Genomic DNA, 23,264 nt, shown 5'->3' with positions numbered 1-23,264 from the left:
ACGACACCCCGGGCCGAATTAGGGGTGTCGTGAGGAGCACGACATCCCGGGCCGATTTGGGGTGTCGTGATGCTGCTCCTCATTCCCCGGCCGCCGCAGAACGCCGCGCTGACGGATGCCTACAACACCGCAACCGCGCCGCGCACTCGCGACTGTGGCCCGCGTGCAGCGACTCGGGCCGGGCATCCAGAGCGGAGTAGGTTGCACGATTATGAGCGACACGATCCTGTTCGACGTCACCGACGGTCTGGCGCACCTCACCCTGAATCGCCCGGACCGGTTGAACGCCATCGACGGTGAAGCGGCGTACCGGTGGCGCGACCTGGCCCGGGAGGTCGCCGACCGCGACGACATCCGGGCCGTGCTCTTCGACGCGGCAGGCCCCGCGTTCTGCGCCGGCGGCGACGTCGCGGCGATGGCGGCGACGGGAAGCGACGGCGAGGTCGTCGCGGGTCTGGCCGACGTCATCCACGAGGGTCACCGCATCTTCAACGAGACGGCCAAGCCGATCGTCGCGGCCGTTCAGGGCGCCGTAGCGGGAGGCGGCCTTGGCTTCATGCTCGTCGCCGACTACGTGGTCGCCGGCGAGGCCGCGTTCTTCGTCTCGAAGTACGCCGACATCGGCCTCACCCCGGACTGCGGCGTCAGCACGCTGCTGCCGCAGGCGGTCGGCGTACGCAGGGCCCTGCAGCTTCTGCTCACCGACCGCTCCCTCACCGCCGTCGAGGGACTCGAATGGGGGCTCGTGGCCGAGGTGGTTCCGGACGACCTGCTGCACGAGCGCGCCCGGGCGATCGCCGACCACTGGCTCACCGGCGCTGCGGGCGCATACGGGCAGGCGAAGCGCCTCGTGCGCGGGTCTGTCGCCCGCAGCTACCGCGACGGGCTCGACGACGAGGCCCGCACCATCGCAGCCGCCTTCGAGACACCGGATGCCCGTGCCCGCGTCGCCGCCTTCGCCGCACGATCCGCCCGCTGACGGCATCCGAACCGACGATCCGCCGCTGACGGCATCCGACGATCCGACCACGAGGAGACTCCATGACCACTCTCGAAGGACGCACCATCCTGATGTCCGGCGGCAGCCGCGGCATCGGCCTCGCGATCGCAGTCCGGGCCGCCCAGGACGGCGCGAACGTGGCCCTTCTGGCGAAGACCGACACCCCCGACCCGCGTCTGCCGGGCACCATTCACACCGCGGCAGACGACATCCGCGCCGCGGGCGGCAATGCCCTCGCCATCGTGGGCGACGTGCGCAACGACGACGACATCGCACGTGCCGTCGAATCGACGGTCGCGGAGTTCGGCGGCGTCGACATCGTGGTCAACAACGCCAGCGTGATCAACCTCTCCCGCACGCTCGATCTCGAGCCGAAGCGCTACGACCTCATGCAAGACGTCAACGTGCGCGGAACCTTCATGCTCTCCCGCGCGGCGATCCCGCATCTGAAGAGCGGTTTCAACCCGCACATCCTCTCGCTGAGCCCGCCGATCAACCTGGATCCGAAGTGGCTGGGTGCTCACACCGGATACACGCTGGCGAAGTACGGCATGAGCATGGTGACGCTAGGCCTCGCGGCCGAGTTCGCGCGCGATGGCATCGCGGCGAACACCCTCTGGCCGCGCACCACGATCAAGACCGCAGCGGTGGGCAACATCCTCGGGGGCGAGGCACTGCTCGCCAAGAGCCGCACGCCGGAGATCTACGCGGATGCCGCGTACGAGGTGCTCACGAAGCCCGCCCGCGAGTTCACCGGCCGCTCCCTCATCGTCGAAGACGTTCTGGCGGATGCCGGCATCACCGACCTCAAGAAATACTCGCCCGGGGTGGACGAGAGCGAACTGTTCCCGGACATCTTCCTGTAGGGCTCTAGAGCGAGGGCCCCAGCCCGTAGTCCGTCACCCGCGAGACCGTCGCTTCGGCCGGCGTCCCTGCCGACGCCGGCTCCGGCTGCTCTGCCGTTGCGATGCGAGCCGTCAACGGTGCGAAGTACGCGGCACGCTGCTGCGGCGTGACGGGGCGCCCGGTCACACCCGGCCGCTGCTGCCACGGGAGCGGGCCCGACGAGCGGCGGTACTCGACGCCGAAGGCATCCAGCCGCGTGAGGTGCTGGTCGAGCCGGCCGGCGAACTCGTCGTAGTCGCGCTCGCCGTCGAGCCAGAGCGCTTCGGCGAGTGCGCACATGCGCGGGAAGGCGAAGTAGTCGACCGTGCGCGGCGAATCCATGTGCTCCGTCCAGATGTTGCCCTGGCCGCCGATCACGTGGTGCGCGTCCTCTGGCCCGAGCTCGGCCGGAACCGGGTCGAAGCGGTACACGTCGGCGATGGTGAGCACGGTGCCGACGGGGATCGGCTCGTCCGAGCGGTCCGACTGCCGGTAGTCGAGATACGCCTGGTCGTCGGGACAGGCGACCACGTCGTGGCCAGCACGCGCAGCGGCGATCGCCCCGGTCATTCCGCGCCACGATGCGACGGTCGCACCCTGGCTCACCGACCCGGCCAGACCGCCCTCGAGGATCTCGTCCCAGCCGTAGAGCCTGCGGCCGCGGCGGGAGAGGTGGTCGTCGAGGCGGCGGATGAACCACGCCTGCAGTTCCTCCTCGGTGGACAGTCCGAGCTCGGCCTTGCGCTGCTGGGTGCGCTCGTCGAGCATCCAGCCGGTCTTCGGGCACTCGTCGCCGCCGACGCCGATGAACGGCGACGGGAAGATCTCGATCACCTCGTCAAGCACGTTCGTGAAGAACTCGACGGTGGACTCCTCGAGGTTGATGATGTTGTCGTCGATGCCCCACCTGGTCCAGACTCCGAGCGGATCGCTCTCCTCACGAGCCAGCCCGAGCTCCGGGTAAGCGGCGATCGCGGCCTGCGTGTGGCCGGGCGACTCGATCTCGGGCACGACGTTGATCGCCCGGTCCATCGCGTACCCGACGATCTCACGCAGGTCGTCTTGCGTGTAGAAGCCGCCGTGCGGCCGGGAGTCGCCGCGCGAATAGGATGCCGCGCCGAGCTGGCTCTCGCGCCGCCACGACCCGACCTCGGTCAGCTTCGGGTACCGCTTGATCTCGACGCGCCAGCCCTGGTCATCCGTGAGATGCAGGTGCAGCGTGTTGAGCCGGTGCATCGCCATCAGGTCGATGAACCGCATGATGTCGTGCTTCGGCATGAAGTACCTGGCGACGTCGAGCATGATGCCGCGCCAGCCGAAGCGCGGCGCGTCTTGGATGCTCACCACCGGAACAACCCACGGCACGTCGACGACGCGGCCCTTGCGGTAGATCTGCGGGGGGAGAAGCTGCAGCAGGGCCTGGCATGCGTAGAACACCCCGGCCGGGCCGCCGCCGGCGATGTGCACGCCCGCCGGCGTCACGTCGAGCGTGTAGCCTTCCGGAGCCAGCTGCGGATTCCACTCCAGCTCGATGCCGCCGTCCTGCCCCATCTCGAGCGGGAATCCGGTTGCCGGACGAAGCGCTCCCTGCAGCCACGAAGCGGCTCCGGCGAGTTCGGCCGGGGCTGTGATTCGGGCGATGCGGGTCAGCTCGAACTCGCCCTCGCCGATGGTGAGCGTCGTCGGTCGTGGAAGCAGCATGCCTCTACTCTCTCAGGTGCCGCACAGCATCCGCGAACGCCTCGGCGCGACGACGGATCTCCGCCCAGTCCGACGCAGCCAGCGACTCGGCGGGAACAACCGACGATCCCGCGGTGACGGCATACGCTCCGGCATCGAGGAACGAACGCGCGTTCTCGGCGACGATGCCGCCCGAGGCGATGAGCCGCGCCATCGGCATCGGGCCCAGCAGGTGCTGAAAATGCTCAGGCCCGGCGGTCTGCGCGGGAAACACCTTCACCGCCCACACGCCCTGAGCGAGCGCCTGCATGATCTCACTGGGCGTGAAGGCTCCCATCATCATGGGAACGGATGCCTGCGCCGCGACCTCCGCGACCGCAGGGCTGAGCCCTGGCGTCGCGATGAACTGCGCACCGGCATCCAGTGCAGCTCGAGCCTGCGCGGGAGTGAGCACGCTGCCCGCACCGATCAGGGCGCCTGTATCGCGTGCGGTGGCCCGTTCGATGTGTGCTTCGACGTTGGGCGTCGTGAAGGTGAACTCGACGGTGCGGATGCCCCCGGTGACGAGCGTGTCGGCGAGCGCCGCGGCATCCGGGATGACACTGGCCCGGATGAGCGCCATGGCGCGGTCGTCGCCGATGATGCCGATCGCCGCCATGAACGCCCTTTCGTGCTCTGCCGATTACTTCGCACAGTACCGCTCCCCTGCGACACGGCGGCGGCACCTACGACGCGAGAACGGACCTCGCCGCACCCACCTCGTCGCTGATCGAGCGCAGCAGCTGGTCGGCCGGTAGCTCGATCGACTCGGGCGGCCGGTCTGCCCGCACGGCGTCGGCGAGGTCGGTGAGGGCGTCGTGGAGCGTGCCGACGGCATCCTGGTTGGCGCGCAGCCGGGACTGCGCCGCGTGGATGGCCGTCGACGTCACCGCGTCGGTCACTCGTTCCAGCGCCACAATCTCCGGCCACCACGCGGCCGCCGCGGTGCTGATGGGTGGCGGTTCCGCGAGGGTCTGCTGCACGAGCGTGCGCAGGTCGGAGAGCCTTCGATACGTGGTGCGGCGCGCCGAGGACCTGTCGCGAGCGGCGGCAGGACGCTCCTCCTCGTCGGAAGGAAGCGGAGCGAGGGCCACCTTGAGGTACCCGGCGACGTCGGTGGCGACATCCGCCACCCGCCCGCTGAGCTGGCGCGAAGGCCGCCACGTCGATGGCCACGGCAGATAGCCCACCACGAGCACGATCGCACAGCCGATCAGCGTGTCGGCCACCCGGCTCACGATGAGTCCGGTGTCGCCGCTGTGCACGAGCTCGAGAAGGATGACGATCACCGGTGTGATGAACGTGGAGAACAGCCCGTAGTTGCGGCGGATGGCGATGGGCATCCCACCCGCAAGCAGCGCGAGGGCCACGACCTGCGGCCACCCGGTGGGCAGGAGTTCCACGACGGCTGCACCGACGAGCACGCCCACCACGGTGCCGAGACCGCGCTGTACCGCCCGGGCAAACACGGAGCCGAAGTCGGGCTTCATCACCACCGCGACAGTGAGCACGATCCAGTACGGACGCTCCAGCGGGAACAGCACGCTGACCGCCTCGGCGACCGCGACGCAGACCACGAGCCGCAGCACGGCGAACCAGGTCTCGCCGCCGCTGACCAGGTGATCGAGAGCCGTGCGCGCGCGCTGCCGCACGGTGACGCGGGGCAGGCCAACGGCATCCGGTCGCTGGATCGGCACGGTGGTCGTGATGGGACCGTCACCCTTCAGGAGCGAACCGGCAAGGCGCAGCGACGACGACAGCGCGGCGCGTCCGGCCGTGGACCGATCAGGAGGCGGCATGGTCGGTGGTGGCGCCTTCGGATCCTCGATGGATCTCGCCAGCGACCGAAGCGCATTCGGCAGCGGCGGCGGCAGCGTCTCGCCCTCTGCCGCCACCGTGGTCGCGGCCTCCACGATCGGGGTCGCCGCGTTGAGCTGCGTGACGAGCATGCGCCATTTCGGGTCGCGTCCGGCGAGCGTCGTACGGGCGGCGATCATGAGGTCGTATGCCTGGTTCATCGCGGTCGTCACGTCGCGTCGCGCGGCGTCGATGGCCGGGGCGCCGATGGCGTCGAGTTGCGCGGCGACGGCGGTGTAGACGGATGCCACGGCCGCCCGCTCCGGTGCCCGCGCGCGCCCCGTGATCGCGATCGCGATGCCGGTGAGGCCGAGTCGCCAGGCGGCACCTACGAGCAGCGGGAGGGGCGCGATCCACAGCGGGCGCAGCCCGAAGTCGATGCCGCTGCCGACGATCACGTAGATGAGGAACTGCAGGGCGGCCTGCGAAGCGTTCGCGCTCACCACGCCGGCGATGCCCGACAGCACGGCCGCGGCGACCACGACGATCACCGTGGCGACGTCGTGGCCGAGGGCGAGGGATCCGGCGAGCAGTCCGATCGCGGCGGAGACGGCTGTGGTGAGGATGCGCCGCACGCGGTCGACCGCGGCGCCTCCGCGATCGGAGACCGACGTGATGAGCGCGCCGATCGACACGAGAACACCGAGCCCGAGGATCTTCGGGTCGCCGCGGAAGATGACCAGCGACACCCCGACCGGTACGGCGACCGCGATGGCCGTGAGCACCGCAAGATCCCAGGGCGCCGGGGCGGACTTCGGCCGCACCAGCTCGCGCACCCAGGAGCTGCTCGGGGCTCCGGGCGGTGTCGGCATGTGGTCGACGTTAGTCGTGTCGGCCTACGACACCAGCACCCGTTCCCGCGCCAGCCGCGTCCGGTGCTCGTCGAGTTCGGCGGCGACGGCGATGGGGCGCGTGACGGCGCCGACGGCGGCGGAGACGCGGCGTCCCGCCCACCCGGCGAGGTGCCGCGACGGCCGTTCGACGAGCACATACATGAGAATCGCCAGGGCGAAGCTGGTGCCGATCGCAAGGCCGGCGCCCAGGGGCCACTCCGATCCGGTGAAGTTGAGACCGAACAGCACCACGATCGGCGAGTGCACGAGGTAGAGGCTGAAGCTCACCTTGCCGAGCGTCGCGAACGGACGGGCCGCGAAGATGCGACCGGCGGCCGGCCAGAACGCGACGGCCGCGACGAGCAGCAGCGCGCCGGGCACGCGCATGGCCATCGCCACGTCATCGCCTGCCGTGCCGAAGAGCGGTCGTACGAACCAGTAGCAGATGGAGAGCAGAGGTCCGCCGACGAGGATGGCAGCGAACACGAACGTGAGCGCCCTGCTGCCCTGCCACCTGTCGACGAGGGCGCGAATGCGGTCGGCGTTGGCGCCCAGCAGTGCGCCGAGGGCGAAGGCGGGCAGGAACATCGCCGCCTCGATGTTCGCGAGATATCCGTAGACGCTGATCGCGATGAACAGCAGGCCCCACAGCACGGGGACGCGACGGCTGAACAGAGCGATCAACACGACGAGAGGAAGCAGCAGCGAGAACCACATCTCCCACGTCAGCGACCACAGCGGCGGATTGACCGACGGATGATTCGGGTCGACGATCAGCAGCGTCTCGGTCCAGAGGTTGTGAAAGCTGGTATCGGGATGCGCCTGCCTCGTCAGCCAGGACCCGTCGGATCCCTTCGATGGATGCGGGAACAGCGTGATGACGAAGTACGCCAGCACCATGGAGGCGACGACCGGCACGCCAAGCCGCAGAACGCGTCGCGGGTAGTACGCGAACCAGTCGTACGCGCTGCGCCGCCTCCCGAACCCGGGGCGCCCCGAGAGCGGAGTGCGAGCATCCGCTCCGCTCCATGACTTCAGCGGCGCGAGCGCCAGCACGAACCCGCTGAGCACGAAGAACACGAGCACGAACTCCGGGCCGGCCACGAAGACCTTCAGCGGCGTCGCGACGAGCCACCACGCCGGCGCGAAGACGTCGAGGTCGCTCGCGCTGTCGTACCCGTTCGACACCGCCGGAATGGTCATCGACAGGTGGTGCAGCAGCACGATGCCGGCCGCCACACCCCGCAGACCGTCGAGCGAGCGGAGCCGGAGCTGAGGGTCGGAAACCGATGGTTCTGAAGCCGATCGCATCCACTCGACGGTACCGACGCAACCTAAGAACCCCCCGAATGCGGGTCAGGAGAGTGCCATCACGCCCTTCGTATCCGCAACGTGACGACCTGAAACGGCCGCGCCGAGAGCATTCCCGTGCTCGCGTCGAAGCCGTCCGGCTCCTCGAGCGGCTGCTCCAGCAGGTCGGTCTGCACGAGGGATGCCGCCTCGAAACCGAGCCCGACACGCGCCGACGTGCGTCGCCCGAGCGCCTCGTACAGCCGCACGATCACGTCGCCGGAGCGGTCCTCGGCGAGCTTCACCGATTCGACGAGCACACCATCGCCGTCCACCGACACCAACGGCTCGATGGGAGCCGCGACCGCCCTGGGCGGGAGGTTGATGGCGTAGCCGGCGGCGATGGCATCCGCGATCTCCGCACCGACGGTGAGCGACGAGCGCACGAGGTGCTCCCCCTGGTCCGCCTCGGGATCCGGGAACAGCGGCGCGCGCAGCAGCGACTGCCGCACCAGCGTCATCGTTCCGCCGCCGAGTCGCTGGCGACGCGAGATGTCGTGACCGTAGGTCGAGTCGTTCGCGACGGCGACACCGAATCCGGGCTCGCCGACGTGCACCCAGCGGTGCGCCGAGGTCTCGAAGCGCGCGGCATCCCACGACGTGTTCTCGTGCGTAGGCCGGTACACGTGCCCGAACTGCACCTCGCTCGCTGCCCGATCCGCGCGCACATCGAGCGGGAATGCTAGCTTGAGCAGCTTCTGCCGTTCGTGCCAGTCCACCTGCGTCGTGATCTCGAGCGTTGCGGTGTCGGGCGCCAGGGTGAACTCCTGCTCGATCGTCGACTCCCCCACCGAACGCGTCACGCGCACTGCCGCCCGGCCGTCGTCGACCTCGAGCGAGACGACGGCGTCGAGCTCCTCCTCGTGCCTGCGGTAGTGCTCGTCGATGTCCCAGGCATCCCACAGGTTCGGGGTGTCGCGGAAGAGCTGCAACCCGGCGGACTCGCCGGGGGCGATCGCCTCGCGACCACTCGCGAGGTCGACGGCCGAGATCACGCGGCCACGGGCATCCAGGGTGAAGCGCGCCAGCGCGTTCTCGAGCACCACGACGTCGCCGTCGCGGCGGAGGGATGCCTGTGCCGCCGCATCCGGGACCCCCGCTCCCAGCGCGGGCACGCCGCGGACGGGCACGGGTGCCGCGTTGACGAGCGCTCCGCCATCGCCGACCGCGCCGTCGAGCGCCCTGAGCGCCCGTTCGATCAACGCTTCCACCTGCTGCGCGACCGCTGCGTAGTTGCGCTCCGCCTCGCGGTGCACCCACGCGATGGAGGAGCCGGGCAGGATGTCGTGGAACTGCTGCAGCAGCACCGTCTGCCACGCCGCATCCAGCTCGTCGTACGGGTACTCGGCGCCGGTGCGCACCGCCGCGGTCGCCGCCCAGAGCTCGGCCTCGCGGAGCAGGTGCTCGCTGCGCCGATTGCCCTGCTTGGTGCGCGCCTGCGATGTGTAGGTCCCTCGGTGCAGCTCGAGGTAGAGCTCGCCCGACCACACCGGCGGATGCTCGTACTCGGCCTTGGCCCGCGCGAAGAAGTCCTCGGGTGTGCCTAGTTCCACCACAGGAGAGCCATCGAGCGAGCGCGCCCTGCGTGCCGACGCGATCATCTCGCGCGTCGGTCCGCCGCCCCCGTCGCCCCAGCCGTACAGCGCCAGCGACGAGTTCGCCGCGCCCTTCTCGGCGTACTGCCGGTCCGAGCGCGCGAGTTCGCGCGGCGACAGGTTGGAGTTGTAGGTGTCCATCGGCGGGAAGTGCGTGAACATCCGCGTGCCGTCGATGCCCTCCCACAGGAACGTGTGGTGCGGGAAGCGGTCGGTGTCGTTCCACGAGATCTTCTGCGTGACGAACTGCCGGATGCCCGCACCCGCGAGCAGCTGCGGCAGCGCGCCCGTGTAGCCGAAGGAGTCGGGCAGCCAGCCGGTGACCGCCCGCTTGCCGAACTCCCGCTCGAAGAAGCCCTGGCCAGCGACGAACTGCCGCACCATCGCCTCGCCGCCGACCATGTTCGTGTCCGACTCCACCCACATGCCGCCGACCGGCACGAACCGGCCCTCCGCGACGCGTGCGCGGATGCGTTCGAACAGCTCCGGGTAGAACTGCTTCACCCACGCGTACTGCTGTGCCGACGAGCAGGCGAACACGAAGTCCGGATGTTCATCCATCAGCGCCAGCGCGTTGGAGAACGTTCGCGCGCACTTGCGGATCGTCTCCCGGGTGGGCCACAGCCAGGCCGAGTCGATGTGGGCGTGCCCGACGGCCGTGATGTGGTGCACGTTCGCGGCGGCCTCGTCGTGCAGTACCTCGGCGAGCGCGTCGCGCCCTACCTGGGCGGTTCCCGCGACGTCGTGCGGATCCATCACATCGCACATGCGCTCCAGTGCCCGCAGGATCCGCGCCGCCCGGTTGGATCCCGGAACGAGCTCGGCGTGCAGCCCCAACAGCGTGAAGACATCGCGTTCAAGCTCCCAGACGGTCACGTCGCGACGGGCGAGGGCGATGCTGCGCAGCCGGTAGATCGGCTCGGTACCGGCGGTCGCCTTGTCGCCCATCGGCGTTGCGCCCCAGCCCCACGAACCGCCGATATTCGGGTTCGATGCGGCCTCGACGTAGAGGTCGACCTCGTCACCCTCGGTCGGCACGGCCGCGTTGAAGGGCTCGACCGCTTTCACGATGGTCCCGTCCGGCGCGTACACGAGGCCCTCGGCCTGGAAGCCTGCACCATCGCCCTCGAATCCGAGGTCGACCACGAGCTCGACTTCAGAGGCGTCGGATGCCTCGCGCCAGGCATCCGGAACCCGCCCCTTCACGTGGAACCACGTCGTGCCCCACGGCTTGCTCCACGGCTGCCCGAGCGCGAACGGCTCGAACGACTGCCCCATCGCCTCGTCGAACGGCACGGGTTCGTCCGGCACCTCCCAGGCCGTCAGCTCGACCGGAACGCGCTCCGGGTAGATCGCCGGGGCGATGCGTTCGCCGAGAAAGCGGTTGATGCGCTCGAGAACGAGGCGCGAATCATCGTGCACTGTTGTGCTCCCCTTTGGTCTTGGCTGAGTCGAACGCCGTTCCAGGCGCCACCCGTGTGCCGGTTCTCTTCGCGGCAGTCGAGAAGTCCTCGGCGCTGCCTCCGGGTTGTGCTTCGCGGGGGCGATCCCTCTCATCGTGCCCGCCGAATCGAAGGTAGAGCCCAGCCACGATCGTCAGAGCGATACTCGCGAGGATCGCCAGGTTGTCGCCCATGACGCTCGCCGAGGTGGTCGCGATGAAGCGGCACAGCACGCACAGAATGATCATCGCGATGCCGATGCGCATCAGCGCCTTGGCCGCGAGCCGGGTCATGCTGCTTCTCCTTTGTCGAGTTCGACATGGAGCAGCGGAGGAACCTCGTCGGCGTAGTGACAGGCCGCCGAGTGTCCGCTCCCCTGATCGACGAGCTCAGGACGCTCGGTGCGGCATCGCGCCCGTGCGAGCGGGCAGCGGTTCGCGAAGACGCACCCGGTTTCGGCGGGCGCACCGATCAGCCTGGCCGCCTCGTCGCCCTGGGCACGCTCGCGAGCCAGCACCGGGTCGGGGATCGGGATCGCCTCCAGCAACATGTGCGTGTAGGGATGCTTCGGTGCCGTGATCACCTCCTCCGTCGGACCCTCCTCCACGATGTAGCCGAAGAACATCACGGCGATCCGGCCACCCTGCGCGAAGTATCGCACGACACCGAAGTCGTGGCTGATGAACACGAACGCGATGTTCTGGTCCTTCTTGAACGAAAGCAGCAGGTCGAGAATGGCCACGCGCATCGACACGTCGAGCATCGACGTCACCTCGTCCGCGACGATGAGGTCAGGCTGCAAGGCGATAGACCTCGCGATCGAAGCTCGTTGTCGCTGCCCGCCCGAGAGCTGGTGAGGATAACGCTGCAGGAATTCCTTCGTGGCATCGAGGCCGACCGAACGCAACAGCGCGATCATCTTCTGCTGCACGTCACGGCCTGTTGCCAAGCCATGCTTCAGCATGCCAGGTGCGAGAGCGGAGCCGATGGTCAAGCCAGGGTTCAGGGAACCGTACGGGTCCTGATGGATCATCTGAACCTTGCGTCGCCAAGCCTTCTTCTGACGCCCCCTCAGGTTGGCGATGTCGTTGCCGTCGAAGGCGATCACTCCCCCGGTCGGCGAGTAGAGACCGGCGATCATTCGTCCGAGCGTGGTCTTGCCGCAGCCCGACTCACCTACGATCGCGACGACTTCGCCGCGAGCGACGCGCAGGCTGACGTCTTTGAGAACCGGGCGCCCGGACCCCGATGCGTACGTGTGCGTTACGTTCCGAATATCCAGCATGCTCATCGTGCAAGCACCTCCAAACTCCGATTGGTGACATGGCACGCCACGAGGTGCCCCTTCCCGTCATCGATCAACGGCGGCTCGATCACCCGGCATTCGGCTTCGGCGAGCCTGCAGCGGGGAGCGAAGCGGCAGCCGGCCGGCGGATCCGCGAGCGACGGGACCGAGCCGCCGATCGGCTGAACCTTGAGTCCGGTATTGAGCACGCTGGGGATGGCATCGATGAGCGCGGCGACATACGGATGCCGACGTCCACGGCGCGCGAATATCTCGTCCACCGTGCCCGACTCGACCAGCTTTCCCGCATACATCACCGCGATGCGAGTGGCGAGCTCGGCGACGACCGCAAGATCGTGTGTGACGAACAGCACCGTGGTCCCGAGTTCGGCATGCAGGTCCTTGAGGATGTCGATCACGAGGCGCTGATTGAGCACGTCGAGGGCTGTGGTGGGCTCGTCGAGGATCACGAGTTCCGGTTGCAGCAGCAGCGCAACGGCGATCGCGACCCGCTGCTTCATGCCGCCCGACAACTGGCTTTCATACGAACGCCAGATCCGCTCGGGGGGAAGTTGCACGAGGTCCATCAGGTGCTCGAAGTAGGCCCGGCCGTCGGACTTGCGCGGGTAGACATCCGGATGGGCCTCGAGGATGTGCTCGACCTGAGCGCCGATGGTGAGGACGGGATTGAAGGCGTTCATCGCGCCCTGGAACACCATGGAGATATCGCGCGCACGAAGCCGGTCGAACTCGTGTTTGGACAGTTTGACGACGTCGCTGCCCTTGAAACGCACGGCACCGTTCGTGACGCGCCCCGGGGAGGGGACGATGCCCAGGAGGGCATACCCCAGCGTGGACTTGCCGCAGCCGGACTCGCCGACGAGCGCGACGATCTCGCCCCTCGGGATGCTCAGGCTCACGTCGTCTACTGCCTTCACGGATCCCGGGCCCTCCCCGAATCCGACGACAAGGTGCTCGATCTCGATCAGCGGCGGCTCGTCCGCGGCGGTCGATTCGTTGATCAGTGGAATAGACATCATTGGACTCGCAGTCTCGGGTTGAACACGCTGTCGAGTGCGCGGGAGAAGAACACGAAGGCGACCTGCAGCACCACGATCGCCACCATCGGCGAGAAGAGATACAGCGCGCTTCCCGGGGTGTACAGGGCGCCCTGCGACATGGCCAGATTGATCATGATTCCCCAGTTGGTGCCCGAGATCGGGGCGATCCCGAGCAGGAAGAGGCCGACCTGCGCATAGATCGCGCCGGTGATGCCGAGGAGGAAGTGGATCGCCACGTACGGCCCGACGTTCGGCAGCAGCTGCCTGCCGACGACGTTGCCGAGGCCGAGGCCCTGCACTTTCGCTGCCTCGATGAAATCGCTCGACCGCAGTGAGAGCGCTTGGGACCGAATCGCTCGAGCAAGCCCCGGCCAAGCCGTGACGGAAAGGATCAGGGCGAGCACGAACGGATTGGTCGTGTGCACGATCGCGGCGATGATGATGATCAACGGCAGGCCCGGAATGGTGAGGAAGACGTCGGTGACGCGCATGATCACCGAGTCGGCGAAACCTCCAACGTAGCCCGACACCAGACCCACGACGACACCGACCACGATGGTGATGATCGCCGAGACGACGCCCACGATCATGATCGGCCGGCATCCGACGATGATCTGAGCGAGAACGTCTTGACCTAGCGCGTCTGTTCCGAGCGGATGCTGCAGCGACGCGCCGGCGTACGCCGCCGCAGCGTTCTGCGAGGAGCTGATATGCACCAGCATGGGCCCGAAGATGGCCATGAGCACATAGATCAGAACGATGATGCCGCCGACGAGTGCGGGCTTGTCATTCTTCAAGATGCGCCAGAGATCGCTCCAGAACCTCATAGGTCACCTCCCTGGGTCGCGATAGCGACGGTCTCGGTTGTCGTACCGACGCCAGGCGGCGCCACTTTGCGTCGTGATGGCCAGGCGATGCGCGGATCGATCAGCGGATATAGCAGGTCCACCAAGAAGTTCGAGACGACCACGGCGACAGTGATCAGAACGAAGCAGCCCATCATCAGCGAGTAGTCGCGAGAGTCGACGGACTGGATCATGTAGTAGCCGATTCCGGGGTATTGGAAGTAGGTCTCGACGAAGACCGAGCCCCCGAACATGAATCCGACGGCCAGCGCGAGTTGCGTGATCATCGGCAGCATGGAATTCCGACCTATATATGAGCGGCTGATGACCTGGTTGGAAAGACCTCGTGCTTCGGCCGCTCTCACATACTCCGAGCCGAGCACGGAGACCGCGGACCCCTTCATCGCGAGTGCCCAGCCGCCGAACGCAGTAAGAACCGACGCCAGGATCGGCAGGAACGCGTGATAGGCGACCGAGACGATGAAGTCCCAGTTGAAACCCGGAGTGACATCCACTCCATAGGCGCCGTTGCTGGGGAAGATGCGCCATATTCCGGTGAAGAAGTAGAGCAGCACAATAGCCACCAGATAACTGGGCACGGCGCCCATGACGGAGACGATGAACGTCCAGACCTTGGCGAACACGCTCCCCGGATGAATGGCCATCCTGTTGCCGATATACACACCGATCACGAAGCTGATCAGTAGTGACACCGCGACGACGAGGATGGTCCACGGGAGTGCCTGACCGATGACGGCGACCACGGTAGTTCCCGGGTTCGTGATCGGCCGACCGAGGTTACCCCGCAGGATGTTCACGAGGTAGTCGATGTACTGGGTCCACAGCGGCGCCTTGGGCGTCAGACCATAGATGGTCTGCACACGCTGTTGGATCTCTTGTTCCGTCATTCCCCCTTGCACGCGCAATTGCGCTTCGAGGGCGGACATCGGATTTCCTGGCATCAGCCTCACCATGAAGAACGACAGCGTGAGCACCACGAAGATGATCACTAGCGACATGGAAAGGCGCTTCAGGACATAGGACACCATTGTTGTTCCCATCAGATGCGAGCCGGCAGCGGCTCATGTCCATTGGATGACGAGTCGTGACCGGAGACTCCGGTCACGACTCGTCATCGTTGTATCGGGCGCGTCCGTGCGGACCGCAATCACTTCGGCTGGATGTATCCGTTCTCCATCGCGTAGACCACTCCGGCGCTCTGGTTGTTTCCGATGATGTCCCAATACGACGAGGTGCCGTTGGAACCGACCTTCGGCCAGTTGGTGTAATGCGAATCCGAGAACGAGAACTGATAGACCTTGGTGGCGTACCAGATGTACGGCACCTGCTTGTTCACCAACTGCGCCCAAGACCAGGTCAACTCATTCATCTTGCTGCCCGGCCCGACGGTTCGTGACTGGTTGAAGATCGTCGTCGCCACATCGACATTGCCCAGCCCCGGAACGTCGGCCGTCGGCCCGAATCCCATTCCCTTCTTGCCCGCGTAGTTCCCCGAGGTCTGGAAGTTCTGGTCATGCAGCATCGCAGAGAGGGAGAGGAGCGGGGTGGCTCCGCTTGGGAAGTAACCGGCGATCTGGAAGTTGCCGTTCATCTCGTCAGCGGACAGCTGCGCACCCGAGGTCGCATTGACATCCGACTTGATGCCGAACTCGGTCAACGCCTTCGCCGCCGACGTGAAGGAGGTCACGATGTCGGACGTGTTGGAGTTCGCCTCGAAAGTGAGGGTGAACTGGTCGCCCTTCGGTGTGTACCACTGGCCGTTCTTCTTCGTAAATCCGGCACCGGTGAGGAGTTTCGCAGCCGCGGAGGTATCGGTGTTGTACTTGTTCAGCTTCGACAGCTCGCTCTTGGTGAGGTAGGTCGAGTTCTGCTGCGGAGACAGCCCCGTGATGTACTGCTGCCATACGCCGCCCGCGCCCTTCGCGGACCCGTACGCAGCCTCGGTCATCTGCTGGCGGGGAATCGCGTAGGCGAGCGCCTGCCGAACGGGGGTGAGGTTCAGCGGGTACTGCTGGTTGTTGAACGCCAGCGCGAATCCGAAGGCTTGCGGCAATGCCAGGTTCGAGCCCGCCGTCGAATTCCAGCGCTTGAGCAGCGGCGGCGCCAGATAGACGTTGGAGAAGTCCGCGTTGCCCGAGAACAGCTGCGGGTAGATCTCCTGATTCGAACCGTTGCCATAGGTGATCGACGGTACGTGGATCTTGTCGGCGAGCCAGTACGTGTTCGACTTGACGAGCTTGGCTTCCGATCCCGTCACGCCCTGGAGCTTGAACGGCCCATCACCCGGCACTTTGCTCGGGCTGAGCGCGGCCAGTTGCTTGAACACAGCGTTGTTACGCGTGTACTCGGGCATGGTCACGGCCTTGGCGGGATCCGTGTTATAGACCGCGTAGTACGCCGGAACGTCCTTCTCGACCTGCGGTGTCACGAACGACCCGTAAACGCTGGCCGGGTACACGACCGTATTCGCCAGGATGTCGTTCTCGGCCAACGCCACAGGCTCACCCTGACGTAGCGTGAACGCGACTGTGGAGTCGTCGACGATCTTCACGCCTGTGATGTCATTCCACGCCGCGGCCCCGTTCAGACCGTTGAGCAGCACCGTGTCGTAGACATCCTTCGACGTGACCGGAGTCCCGTCCTGCCACTTCGCCTTCTTCTCAAGGTTGACCGTGAGAGTTTGACCCGAGACCTTCCAGGACGACGCGAGTTGCGGCGCGTATTCCGTGATCGAAGGGAACTTCTGTATAGCGAGCCGCTGAAACACGAAGTCGCTGAACGCGGTGGCGTCGGTGTTGACGTTCCACGGGTTGATCGAGAACGTCGCGGTCGGCCAGGAGCAGCACGGCTGATACGAGAGCGAGGCCGCGCTGGCGTTGCTGCCGCTGCTTGCGCTCGCAGCGCCGCCATCCGGATTCGCCGCCGTGCACCCGGCAAGCGCGAGCGCCACCGTGCCTGAAATGCCCACAGAAGCCAGCCAGGCGCGTCGCCTTCGCCTTCGCGGGACTCGATCGCTCGGCCCTCGTTCGGCCCTGCGGGGGCGGAACATCGTTGCGAGTTGCTCCGCCCACCATGAAGTCGGCTGTGCCATTGATCCTCCTCGATCCAAGACAGGTTGAACACTGTCCGCCGATCCCCCCGATGGGGTACGTCGGCCGGGTGTGCTCACCCTATTAATAAATGCACTCGATGAAAAGACTTGTCAGAAACTTGTACCCCGGTGGTACTCAACCGGGCAGGATGTATCCGTTCTCCATCGCGTATATGACGCCCGCTTGCTGGTTGTTGCCGATCAGGTTCCACACGGCCGACGTGCCGTCGGAACCCACTTCTGGCCAGTTCGTGTAGTGCGATGTCGAGAAAGAGATCTGACGCACCTTCGTTGCGTACCAGAGGTAGGGGACGTCGCGGTTCACGAGCTGCGCCCATGACCAAGTCAGTTCGTTCATCTTGCTTCCGGGTCCGACATTGCGTGACTGTCCATAGATCGTCGTCGCCACGTCGACGTTGCCCTGACCCGGGACATCCGCTGTCGGCCCGAACCCGATGCCGCGTTTGCCGGCGTAGTTGCCCGAGGTCTGGAAGTTGTTGTCATGCAGCATGGCCGAGAGCGTCTGGAGCGGGGTGACGCCATTCGGGAAGAAGGCCGCCACCTGGAAGTTGCCGTTCTGCTCGTCAGCAGTCATCTGGGCGCCGGACGTGGCGTTGACGTCAGACTTGATTCCGAACGCTGTGAGTGCTTTCGCGGCCGATGTGAACGACGTCACGATGTCCGAGGTGTCCGACTGCACCTCGAACGACAGCGTGAACTGCTGCCCCTTCGGGGTGTACCACTGACCACCGCGCTGCGTGAACCCGGCGCCGGTGAGCAGCTTGCTCGCTTTGGCGGTGTTCAGTGCGTATGGGTTCAGGCTCGAGAGCTGCTTCTTGGTCAAGAAGGTCTCGTTCTGCTGGGGAGTCAACCCGGTCATGTATTGCTGCCAGACGCCTCCAGCGCCCGAGCCTGTTCCGTAGGCGGCTTCGACCATCGTCTTGCGCGGCAGCGCATAGGCGATCGCCTGCCGCACAGCCGTGAGATTCAGCGGGTATAGCGCGTTGTTGAAGCCGATGACGAAACCGTTCGCCTGGGGCGTCGCGAGCTTCGCCCCGGGCGTCGTCTTCCACCGTTGCAGCACGTTCGGAGGCATCGTGGCGTTGGAATAGTCGACGTTGCCCGAGAGCAATTGCGGGTAGATCTCCGCGTTAGAAGCGTGGGTGAGTGTGATTCCGGGAACCCGGATCTTGTCGGCCAGCCAGAAGCCATCCCACTTGACGAGCTTGGACTGCGGCCCGTTCGTGCCCTCGAGCTTGAACGGCCCGTCACCCATCATCCGGCTCGGGTTCACCGCCGCCAGCTGCTTGAAGGTGGCGTTGTTCCGTGCGTATTCCGGCATCGTCACGGCCTTAGCGGGATCAGAGTCATACACCGCGTAATACGCCGGGACATCCTTCTCCAGTTGCGGTGTGACGAACGAGCCGTACACGCTCGAGGGGTACACGATCGTGTTGGCGAGGATGTCGTTCTCGGCAAGCGCCACCGGTTGGCCGGGGCGCAACTGGAAGGCGACGGTCTTTTCGTTCACGATCTTCAGCCCCGTGATGTCGTTCCACACCGAGGATCCGTTCAAGCCGTTCAGCAGAACGGTGTCGTACAGGTCTTTGCTGGTGACCCTGGTGCCGTCCTGCCACTTCGCCTGCTTCTGGAGATTGACCGTCAGGCTTCCCCCTGATGCGGACCATGACGCGGCCAACTGCGGCGCATAGTCGGTGAGGGAGGGGTATTTCTGCACAGCGAGCCGCAGATAGACGAAGTCACTGATCGTCGCGGCGTTCGTGCTCCATGGGTTGTACGAGACAGTGGGCCCAGGAGCGCAGCACACTGTGTACTTCAGCGGCGAGGCACTGCTTGCGCCGGTGTGCGTCGCGGTGGTGTCCGGTCCACTCGCGGTACACCCCGCTAACGCCATCGCCGCGGACGCCATGATCGCCAGTCCCACGAGCCTTCCGCGCCTACCGTGAACGATGCGTCTCGGTGACCGACGGTCCGACAAGAACACCCTTCCGAACCGCTTCGCTCGTGTCGTCGCCCCAGCCATCATCGGCCTCCCTCGGTCAAGCGACGGGTTGCGTCCGCGCCTGCGCCCGAAACCCGAACCTGATCGCGTGACCCATCCTCCGCTTTAGTAAATATGCTATAAGAATTAAAACAATCTGACCACCCTCAAGGTCGAAGGGACGAAATCTCGTCATGTCATCTCCACTTCGTGTGGCCGCATTGAGCTTCTGGCATGTCCATGCCGGCGACTATGCGAGGTCTGCGCAGAACCATCCAGGGACGGAGCTCGTGGCCGTCTGGGACGACGACCCGGATCGAGGCCGAGCCGGCGCGGAGCAATTCGGCGTCGAGTTCGTGCCCGATCTCGACGCGCTGCTCGCTCGCGACGACATCGACGCGGTGACGATCACGACCTCGACGGTGGACCACCGCGACGTGATTCTCAAGGCGGCCGCCGCCGGCAAGCACGTCTTCACGGAAAAGCTTCTGGCTCCCACCGTCGCTGAGGCGACGGAGCTCATCCGCGCGTGTGACGACAACGGAGTAGCACTCATCGTGTCGCTCCCAAGGCTCTATCACGGTTATACGCAGACGGTGAAAGAAGTCCTTGCGAGCGGCGTGCTCGGCAAGATCACGTATGCGCGAGTGCGGCTGTCACACGACGGTGCCGTAGCGAACTGGTTGCCCGACCGGTTCTACGACGCAGCCGAAGCGATCGGCGGCGCGCTCACCGACCTCGGATGTCACCCGGTTTACCTCACCCAGCTGTTCCTCGGTGCCGCTCCGGCCACGATCTCTTCGACGTATGCATACGCGACCGGCCGGGCAGTGGAGGACAACGCCGTCGTGAGCGTCACGTATGACGACGGCGCCATCGGTGTCGTCGAGGCAGGCCTCGTATCAAGCAATCCGTTCGTCATCGAGATCGGGGGCTTCGATGGATGGCTGAGCTACACGGCATATAACGACCACCTCGAGTTGGCCTTGGGCGGCGACCGGGTTGAGCGAATACCCGTTGCCGAGGACCTTCCAGGCGCCTTCGACCAGTGGGTCGAACACATCGCGAACGGAACCCGTGCCGATGACAATCTCGCCCGCGCCGTCGAACTCACCAGGTTCGTCGCTGCGGCCAACCACGCAGCAGAGACAGGAAACACGGAGGACTACTCATGATCAAGGTCGGGCTCATCGGCGGCGGCGGAATCGCTTCTGCCCATATTCACGGCTACCAGGTGCACAGCGACAAGATCGCTGTCGCCGCGGTCACCGACGCGGTCGAGGAGACTGCGAGGCGACGAGGTGACGAACTCGGTGTCCCGTGGTTCACCGACTACCGGCAGATGATCGCCGATCCGACGCTGGCCCTGGATGCAGTGGATATCTGCCTACCGCACCACCTCCACGCCGAGGCCATCATCGCGGCCGCGAATGCAGGGCTCAATGTGCTGTGCGAGAAGCCGCTCTGTCTCACCGCTGACGAAGCACGCCGCGTCAACGACGTGGTGAAATCCAATGGCGTGACACTGATGTGCGCACATAACCAGCTCTTCATGCCCGCTGTGGCCAAGGCCAAGCAGCTCTTGGAGGACGGGACCATCGGCACCGTGTACGAGGTGCGTACCACGGACTCGTTCTACAACGACTTCGATCCGGCCAACATGGGATGGCGAGCGCACGCGAGCACCTCGGGCGGCGGTGAGCTGATCGACACGGGCTACCATCCCAGCTACCTGCTACTCCACTTGGCGGGCGGAAAACCAGTCGAGGCTACCGCGATGCTGTCGACGCATCGGCTGAAGTTCATGGAGGGCGAGGACTCCGCACAGGTTCTGATTCGCTTCGACAATGGTGTGGTCGGACAGATGGTCACCAGCTGGGCGTATCAGCCTGCCACGTCCACCGAGCGGTTCTCCGCGGTCGGAGAGTTCGGCGCACTCACCAGCGACGGCACGACCGTCAGTTATCGTCTGCGCACCGGCGAGGAGGAGTCTTTCACCTTCGAACCCGTTGAGACCATCCCGGCGGAGATCGGCCATTTCGCCGATTGCCTCACCGCGGGCACGCGTCCTCCGCATACGGAAGACGAGGGCATCCAGGTTCTCGGCATGCTCCTCGCCGCGTACGAGAGCGCGAGGGAGAAGACGGTCGCGCCGGTGCTGGATGTGCTCGCCCGGGTTCCAAGCACGTTGTGAAGCCAGTTCGCCGGCCCGTCATCGCGCCGCGGTGACGGGCCGGCGAATGAGCATGTCCTGTGGTTTGGGAGACAGAGTGTCATCGAGCACGAGACATGCCGCACCACGCGCCGCAACGGCTTCTCCGGCTGAGGATATGACGAACTCGATGTCGTGAGGGACGGATGCACGCACCGACGCCCGTACACGTCCCGGCAGGACCTCCAGAAGCACCTGCCCGATCGGTGCAATGAACGGGCCGCCGAAGACGACTCGGTCCACATCGAGCAAGTTCACCAGCCGCACGATGGCGTCGGCGATTCCGTCGAACATCAGGGTGAAGAGTCCCTTCGCTCGAGGATCGTCGCGCAACATCATCAGATCGGCGAGCGCGCTGCGCAGTTCCGTGATGGCCATTCCCGACGCGTCCCCGTTGACGAGCCCCGAGGGATCCCCCGGCAACAGGCCGTGGATGATCGCCTGCCCTATCAGGAACGGGGCTCTGAGCGCGTCACCCACCGGCCACGTGGTCGGATGGCTGACGCCGTCGAATCGCATAGTGTCCAGCCAGCCGATCCCACCCGCATTGCCGGAGCTCCCACGAATCGCTTCGCCGCCGATCGCGAGTCCGGCACCCACGCCAGTGCCTGCATAGAAGAACACGATGTCGTCGCTGGCTCCGGTGGAATCGAGCCAGAGCTCGGCGATCACGGCGGCAGTCACATCCTTTTCCAGCAGCACGGGCATCCCGAGCCGATCGGAAAGCACTGAGCGCACCGGAACGTTGCGCCACCCCGGCAAGAGTGGGGGGTCCAGTACGATCCCGTGAGTGACGTCGATGGGCCCTGGTGCGGCCACGCCCGCTCCTAGCACTCGTCCCGGCTCGATCCGCTGCTTCTTCAGCATCGCGGGAATGGCGGCGGCAATGCGCTCGACTGTCTCTTCGGCTCGCGCCGTCGACGCGGTCAGAAGCTCGCGTCGAGCGACGACCTCTCCGGCAAGATCCAGCAGCACCAGCGTGACCACCGATGGATCGAGATGGATACCGATCGCGAAGCGCGCCCGCGGGGCGAGCCGCAGTATCGTACGTGGCTTTCCGACGCCGTTCACCCGTGTGCCGTCCTCGACCACGAGGCCCTCGTCCATGAGCCGGCGCACGATATTCGTGACGGTCTGGGCCGAAAGCCCGGTGTTCTTCGCCACCTCGATACGGCTCACGCCGTCGACGGCATGGCGAACGGCGTCGAGAATTACCGCGTAGTTGTAACCCCCGACGGCAGGAAGGTTGCTTCCTGCGCGCATAAACGAGCCCGCCTCACCCACGTCGGCCGCGCGACGCGTTCGCATGACACTATCTCAGTTCTTGAGGTCGCATCGTTCCCCGGTATCGACCATGCCCCATAACTTACCCACGACGCTACGTCAACGCGCACCGTCGTGAACCGGACGTGTTGTCCCGGATCGCGATGGAGGGCATACTCCTTTGTCCTCTGCTCGCCCCGCCACAGCACCGGCACCGTGGACAGATAGGGTGTCATGGGCTCCGTCCGGGGCTCGATGCATCCATCGGCGGTCCGGTGGGGGGAAAGGACACAGTGGAGAACACCTTGCACATCAGAAAGCGCGTCGCGACGATCGCCGTCGCCGTCGTACTCGCGGGCGGTGCGCTCAGCGGCTGCAGCGCAGTGAGCGGCCTCAGCAAGGCGGCCGGATGTGCCGAGCTCGCCAAGGCGGGCAACACGCTGAGCTCTGCCGCGAGCGACGCGATGACCGAGGCCACGAGCGACCCGAAGAGTGCAGCCGCCAAGCTGGACTCCGCCGCCGACAAGTTCGACACAACCGTGCAGAAGATCACGGATGCCGGCGTCAAGGAGAAGGCGCAGGCCATGTCGACCGCGTACAAGAAGTTCACCACCGACTTCAAGGCGTACGCGGACGACCCGGCGAACGGCGACCCGGCATCCATCACGTCCGACGCCTCCGCGATCTCCGACGCGGCGACAGCGGTGGGCAAGGTGTGCGGCGGCAAGTAAGCAACGGAAGCACGACGGCGCCCTTCGAGACTCGCACTCGGGAGGCGCCGTCATCCGTCTGCCCTATCGTGA

The 23,264-nt window shown here is 66.0% G+C and carries 18 protein-coding genes; 5 read left to right on the top strand and 13 right to left on the bottom strand.

Going from position 1 to position 23,264, the window contains the following annotated elements; all coding sequences use genetic code 11:
* Nucleotides 1-211 precede the first annotated feature (211 nt).
* Both ACYVII_RS05200 and ACYVII_RS05195 read left to right on the top strand, forming a co-directional pair.
* Nucleotides 212-979: an enoyl-CoA hydratase/isomerase family protein gene (locus tag ACYVII_RS05200; RefSeq protein WP_460532061.1), complete on the top strand. Its 768-nt coding sequence runs from the start codon at nt 212-214 to the stop codon at nt 977-979.
* Between the two features lie 62 nt (nt 980-1,041).
* Nucleotides 1,042-1,866, top strand: coding sequence for an SDR family oxidoreductase (locus ACYVII_RS05195; RefSeq protein ID WP_460532058.1), 825 nt, complete (start codon nt 1,042-1,044; stop codon nt 1,864-1,866).
* Nucleotides 1,867-1,870: 4 nt separating this feature from the next.
* Here ACYVII_RS05195 and ACYVII_RS05190 read toward each other — a convergent pair whose 3' ends face one another.
* The 12 genes from ACYVII_RS05190 to ACYVII_RS05135 form a co-directional block, all read right to left on the bottom strand.
* Nucleotides 1,871-3,586 (bottom strand): beta-N-acetylhexosaminidase, encoded by a 1,716-nt coding sequence (locus tag ACYVII_RS05190; RefSeq protein ID WP_460532055.1) that lies wholly within the window; start codon nt 3,584-3,586, stop codon nt 1,871-1,873.
* A 4-nt stretch (nt 3,587-3,590) separates the two neighbouring features.
* The gene (locus ACYVII_RS05185; RefSeq protein ID WP_460532052.1) at nt 3,591-4,223 is read right to left on the bottom strand and encodes a bifunctional 4-hydroxy-2-oxoglutarate aldolase/2-dehydro-3-deoxy-phosphogluconate aldolase; all 633 of its coding nucleotides are present in this window, start codon (nt 4,221-4,223) and stop codon (nt 3,591-3,593) included.
* Between the two features lie 67 nt (nt 4,224-4,290).
* Nucleotides 4,291-6,273, bottom strand: a complete 1,983-nt coding sequence (locus ACYVII_RS05180; RefSeq protein WP_460532049.1) for an FUSC family protein — start codon at nt 6,271-6,273, stop codon at nt 4,291-4,293.
* 24 nt (nt 6,274-6,297) lie between these two features.
* Nucleotides 6,298-7,605, bottom strand: coding sequence for an acyltransferase family protein (locus tag ACYVII_RS05175; protein ID WP_460532046.1), 1,308 nt, complete (start codon nt 7,603-7,605; stop codon nt 6,298-6,300).
* Between the two features lie 59 nt (nt 7,606-7,664).
* On the bottom strand, nt 7,665-10,661 hold the full coding sequence (locus tag ACYVII_RS05170) for an alpha-mannosidase (protein WP_460532043.1): 2,997 nt from the start codon (nt 10,659-10,661) through the stop codon (nt 7,665-7,667).
* A complete protein-coding gene (locus ACYVII_RS05165; protein WP_460532040.1) occupies nt 10,651-10,974 on the bottom strand; it encodes a hypothetical protein in 324 nt (107 codons plus the stop codon). The genes ACYVII_RS05170 and ACYVII_RS05165 overlap by 11 nt, the downstream gene beginning before the upstream one ends.
* Nucleotides 10,971-11,972: an ABC transporter ATP-binding protein gene (locus tag ACYVII_RS05160; protein WP_460532037.1), complete on the bottom strand. Its 1,002-nt coding sequence runs from the start codon at nt 11,970-11,972 to the stop codon at nt 10,971-10,973. Before ACYVII_RS05160 ends, ACYVII_RS05165 begins: the two co-directional genes overlap by 4 nt.
* Nucleotides 11,969-13,003 (bottom strand): ABC transporter ATP-binding protein, encoded by a 1,035-nt coding sequence (locus ACYVII_RS05155; protein ID WP_460532034.1) that lies wholly within the window; start codon nt 13,001-13,003, stop codon nt 11,969-11,971. The genes ACYVII_RS05160 and ACYVII_RS05155 overlap by 4 nt, the downstream gene beginning before the upstream one ends.
* Complete coding sequence (locus ACYVII_RS05150) at nt 13,003-13,854, bottom strand: ABC transporter permease (protein ID WP_460532031.1); 852 nt, start codon at nt 13,852-13,854, stop codon at nt 13,003-13,005. Before ACYVII_RS05150 ends, ACYVII_RS05155 begins: the two co-directional genes overlap by 1 nt.
* Nucleotides 13,851-14,891, bottom strand: a complete 1,041-nt coding sequence (locus ACYVII_RS05145; RefSeq protein ID WP_460532028.1) for an ABC transporter permease — start codon at nt 14,889-14,891, stop codon at nt 13,851-13,853. The genes ACYVII_RS05150 and ACYVII_RS05145 overlap by 4 nt, the downstream gene beginning before the upstream one ends.
* 149 nt (nt 14,892-15,040) lie before the next feature.
* A complete protein-coding gene (locus ACYVII_RS05140; protein ID WP_460532025.1) occupies nt 15,041-16,861 on the bottom strand; it encodes an ABC transporter substrate-binding protein in 1,821 nt (606 codons plus the stop codon).
* 259 nt (nt 16,862-17,120) lie between these two features.
* Nucleotides 17,121-18,929, bottom strand: a complete 1,809-nt coding sequence (locus ACYVII_RS05135; RefSeq protein ID WP_460532023.1) for a periplasmic substrate-binding domain-containing protein — start codon at nt 18,927-18,929, stop codon at nt 17,121-17,123.
* A gap of 251 nt (nt 18,930-19,180) precedes the next feature.
* Between ACYVII_RS05135 and ACYVII_RS05130 the strand changes: the two genes are divergently transcribed.
* Together ACYVII_RS05130 and ACYVII_RS05125 are read left to right on the top strand one after the other, a co-directional pair.
* Nucleotides 19,181-20,161 carry a Gfo/Idh/MocA family protein gene (locus ACYVII_RS05130; RefSeq protein ID WP_460532020.1) on the top strand — a complete coding sequence of 327 codons (981 nt, stop codon included), beginning with the start codon at nt 19,181-19,183 and terminating at the stop codon, nt 20,159-20,161.
* Entirely contained in the window at nt 20,158-21,180 is a 1,023-nt protein-coding gene (locus ACYVII_RS05125) for a Gfo/Idh/MocA family protein (RefSeq protein WP_460532017.1), read from the top strand. Before ACYVII_RS05130 ends, ACYVII_RS05125 begins: the two co-directional genes overlap by 4 nt.
* 18 nt (nt 21,181-21,198) lie before the next feature.
* Here ACYVII_RS05125 and ACYVII_RS05120 read toward each other — a convergent pair whose 3' ends face one another.
* A complete protein-coding gene (locus tag ACYVII_RS05120) occupies nt 21,199-22,506 on the bottom strand; it encodes an ROK family transcriptional regulator (protein ID WP_460532014.1) in 1,308 nt (435 codons plus the stop codon).
* Nucleotides 22,507-22,766: 260 nt separating this feature from the next.
* Here ACYVII_RS05120 and ACYVII_RS05115 point away from each other — a divergent pair, with 260 nt between their 5' ends.
* Nucleotides 22,767-23,192 carry a hypothetical protein gene (locus ACYVII_RS05115; RefSeq protein WP_460532011.1) on the top strand — a complete coding sequence of 142 codons (426 nt, stop codon included), beginning with the start codon at nt 22,767-22,769 and terminating at the stop codon, nt 23,190-23,192.
* Nucleotides 23,193-23,264 lie beyond the last annotated feature (72 nt).

This window comes from Humibacter ginsengiterrae (assembly GCF_054780115.1).
The sequence above is the reverse complement of the archived record's forward strand: the minus strand, read 5'-3'. Positions and strand labels throughout refer to the sequence as shown.